Source organism: Microcoleus sp. S28C3 (genome assembly GCF_036700785.1).
Classification (GTDB): domain Bacteria; phylum Cyanobacteriota; class Cyanobacteriia; order Cyanobacteriales; family Microcoleaceae; genus Microcoleus; species Microcoleus asticus.
Window position 1 is genome coordinate 1 of sequence record NZ_JAUBPO010000234.1, and the last position, 3,731, is coordinate 3,731.

Sequence of the window (3,731 nt, forward strand, 5' to 3'; positions counted from 1 at the left end):
GGAATCTCTCTCTAAATTCACCATAATTTCTACTCAGCTCCTTCTGAGTAAATTTGTGCTTAGTCTAAACTCCAGTTTTATTGAATTTTGCTTTAAAGTCAAGCTGTTTGACTTTAACTGTATGAGAAATTTCACTGCCGTTGTTCAGAAAGACCCTGACACTGCTTTATATGTAGCCTATGTTACGGGTTTCTAAGAGAGCGCATTCTCAAGGAGAAACTTGAGACGAGCTATAAGCTAACCTACGTGAAGCGATTGAAATGCTGTTGGAAAATGAGAAGATAGCCTTCCATCGCTCTTCAATGAGCGTGCGATCGCCCTTTTAGTATTTATTCTTAATTCTTCTAGTTCCGATACTTGCTAAAATAGAAGCCAATACTAATGGAACTGCAACTCATGCTAAAAACCATCGAAGGTATTTGCATCACTTGTCAAACAATCCTATAATGGTTCATCACGATCTTGATGATTGTTTCATTCTTATAACTCAGTTAATATGCGATCGCTTGTCTTGACTATAGCTCTCATGTGTTTAGCCACCCCCGCTGTTGCCACAACCTGCGAGGAAAGCTTTCAAAAAAAGGGGGATTTTTTGAATGGTGCCGCCTTTTCTGCACGTGTTCAGATTGAGGGGTTATCGATAGAGAGAGCATTTTCCCAATTACGACCCATTTTGGCCCGCGAGGGCATCAAGACTCTCAGTACGGATCTGAACTTAGGTGTAATGAAAGCCGAAAATCCCGCAACAGCATTTCAGCGTGCTTTGCCAATTGACGTATTTGCCTCAATGGACGGCAATCTATTAAATGTTGAGATGATCTTTACCATTCCAAGTGGCGTGGGTGCAAGTAAAGACACGGTGAAGGGATACTTGTGTGGTGCACTAAATCAATTGTTGCCCCAAACTACAAATTAATATTTAATCATTCATTTGAGGAATTGTAGTTTCCAACACTCGATCGCAATACGCAATACTTTAAAATTACCAGTGGATGGAGGGCTCTTCAATTCGGTGCGTTAGCGAAGCCCTCGAAGAGGATCGCTCTGTTAGTTTATAGTCTTATTTTTATACGGAGAGTGCGATCGCTTTTTGGTTGCGCGATCGCCGAGTTGTACTATAGTGCCCTCTGTAAAGAAATTACCAATATCCCCAGACGAATATCGGCGGTAAGCGGGTTGCTAAAATCGGTCGATCGCGCTGACCTTTTTTGCCCTCAAATCGCTTTCTTGGGATTAATTGGCGTTTTAAATGCTCCCTTCTACTTTCTCCGTTGGGGCGACACAAGCGCGGGGTAATGCCCTCCCTACTGTCAATTGTAAATAATCAATTATTAATTATTAGTATTCCATGAGGCGGCCAAAAAGATATATCATAATCTTCATCGGATCATTTCTTCCCAGATATGTTCTACTGCTCTAATCCCACGTGTTCTCATCCTTTCAATCCCGACAACTCTAAATTTTGTCAAAGTTGCGGATTGCAAGGCCTCAACCCTCTCTTCAGAAACCGCTACCGCGTGATTCGACTGTTGGGCGAAGGGGGATTTGGCAGAACTTATGAAGCGGTAGATACGGATCGCATGGACGATCCCTGCGTAATTAAGCAGTTTGTACCCCAATTTCAAGGAACCTCAGCACTTGAAAAAGCCGCAGAATTGTTTAAGCAAGAAGCGAAACGACTTTACGAACTCGGTGAACATCCCCAAATTCCTCGATTAATTGCTTATTTTGAACAAGACAAGCGACTTTATTTAGTACAAGAGTTGATTGAGGGGCAAACTTTACTGGCTGAATTAACTCAGCAGGGTGTTTTTAGCGAAGATAAAATTTGGCAGTTGCTGGCAGATATTTTGCCGATTTTGAAATTTGTGCACGATCGCCATGTCATTCACCGAGACATCAAACTTGAGAATATCATGCGGCGCCGCACGTCTGTTAGCTCCTCCCTGCCAAAGGCGGGAAATTTTCGGAATTCAGCTTTCCGAAGGGGAGGGCGGGGAGAGTTAGTTTTGATAGATTTCGGCATTTCCAAACAAGTGACGGGCTCGCTGATGAGCAAAGTAGGCACGACGGTAGGAACGCCTGGATATTCGCCGGTAGAACAAATGCGCGGTCAAGTTTTCCCCGGAAGCGATTTGTACAGTTTGGGAATAACTTGCCTGAGACTGCTAACTCAATGTTTGCCAAAAGTTGACGGTTCCGATGATCTTTATGACCCGATAAACGGCGACTGGATGTGGAGAGAACGGTTGCCAGCGGGCACAAAAGTCAGCAGCGAGCTGACAAAAATTTTAGATAAGTTAATTGAAGATTATCTCAAAAATAGATATCAATCTGCTGATGAAGTAATCAAAGCTTTAAATCTCTATTCTTTACCTCCTCAACCCCCTTTTGTCAAGGGAGGACAACTTGCTTTAAATTCTTCTGTGACAAAGGGAGGGCCACTTGCTTTAAATTCTTCTGTGACAAAGGGAGGGCCACTTGCTATCCATACTCCGCTCAATCAAAGCGGGCAAATCAATAGCAATATCTCTGTCAATAGCAGGGGAAAATCCAGCACCAATCCGCCTCCCAACAAGGTCTCGCAGAGAATACCCGCTGTCAAAAGCACTTTTGAATTTCAGGTGGTGACAGTAGACAAGCGCGGGAAGCAAACTAATGTTAAGGGCCGCCAAGCGCGTTTTTTTGAAGAACATCTTGGTAGCAGTACAGTGCTGCAAATGGTATCTGTTCCTGGCGGTACTTTCCTCATGGGTTCTCCAAAAGATCGGGGTGACAGCGACGAAAAACCGCAGCACCCAGTAACTTTAGGCTCTTTCTATATTAGCAAATTTCCAGTCACTCAAGCCCAGTGGACAGCAGTTGCGGCGCTGCCGGAAATTAAAATATTTCTCAATCCCGATGCTGCCCGTTTTAAAGGTGCAAATCGACCTGTAGAAAATGTATCTTGGTACGAGGCTGTAGAGTTTTGCGATCGACTTTCTCGCAAAACTGGTAAGAATTATCGCTTGCCTAGCGAAGCCCAATGGGAATATGCTTGCCGGGGGCAAACTACGGGGCCGTTTCACTTTGGGGAAACGATTACCAGCGAGTTAGCCAATTACAACGGAAATTCTAATTACGCTGACGCGCCGAAGGGAGTTTATCGCTTTCAAACGACAGATGTTGGCAGTTTTAAACCTAATGCTTTCGGATTGTACGATTTCCACGGAAATGTTTGGGAATGGTGCGCGGATTCTTGGCACCATAATTATAACGGTGCGCCTGCGGATGGCAGCGTTTGGGAGTCTGACGGGGACTCTTCGCTGAGGTTGTTGCGGGGAGGTTCTTGGAACGATCATTCTCCGAATTGTCGCAGCGCGTGCCGCCTCAGATATCAGCCGGATTGTAAGGCTAGTATTGTGGGTTTTAGAGTGGTGGTTTCTGTTGTTTAACAAGCGGGGTCACGCCTTTTTAACTTAAGTAAAACTCAACCAGCTAAAAACAGTTTCAACAGTCAATTCTAACTCAATCCCATTAAGTATTGGCAAATCAGTTGCACCTTCGTACAGTTCCACTCTTTGCCCGGGAAATACCGCTAAAATACTTTCTTCTTCTGGAATTATTAACCACCCCAATTCAGTGCCTTGTTGCGAACAAGCAAGTAATTTAGCAGGCACTGTTCTCTTAAGGCGTGAGTGCTAGGATATTTGTGCAGCATAGAGTACAAGCTTATGAAGTGTATCCATTGC

3 protein-coding genes are annotated in these 3,731 nt (G+C 44.2%); 2 read left to right on the top strand and 1 reads right to left on the bottom strand.

From position 1 onward, the window contains the following. Nucleotides 1–496 precede the first annotated feature (496 nt). A complete protein-coding gene (locus tag QUA13_RS31930) occupies nucleotides 497–916 on the top strand; it encodes a hypothetical protein (protein ID WP_333205033.1) in 420 nt (139 codons plus the stop codon). Between the two features lie 487 nt (nucleotides 917–1,403). Further along, nucleotides 1,404–3,434 (top strand): bifunctional serine/threonine-protein kinase/formylglycine-generating enzyme family protein, encoded by a 2,031-nt coding sequence (locus tag QUA13_RS31935; protein ID WP_333205034.1) that lies wholly within the window; start codon nucleotides 1,404–1,406, stop codon nucleotides 3,432–3,434. Between the two features lie 24 nt (nucleotides 3,435–3,458). On the opposite strand, the gene QUA13_RS31940 is transcribed toward QUA13_RS31935, so the two are convergent. Further along, nucleotides 3,459–3,659, bottom strand: coding sequence for a hypothetical protein (locus QUA13_RS31940; RefSeq protein WP_333205036.1), 201 nt, complete (start codon nucleotides 3,657–3,659; stop codon nucleotides 3,459–3,461). Between the last annotated feature and the right edge of the window lie 72 nt (nucleotides 3,660–3,731).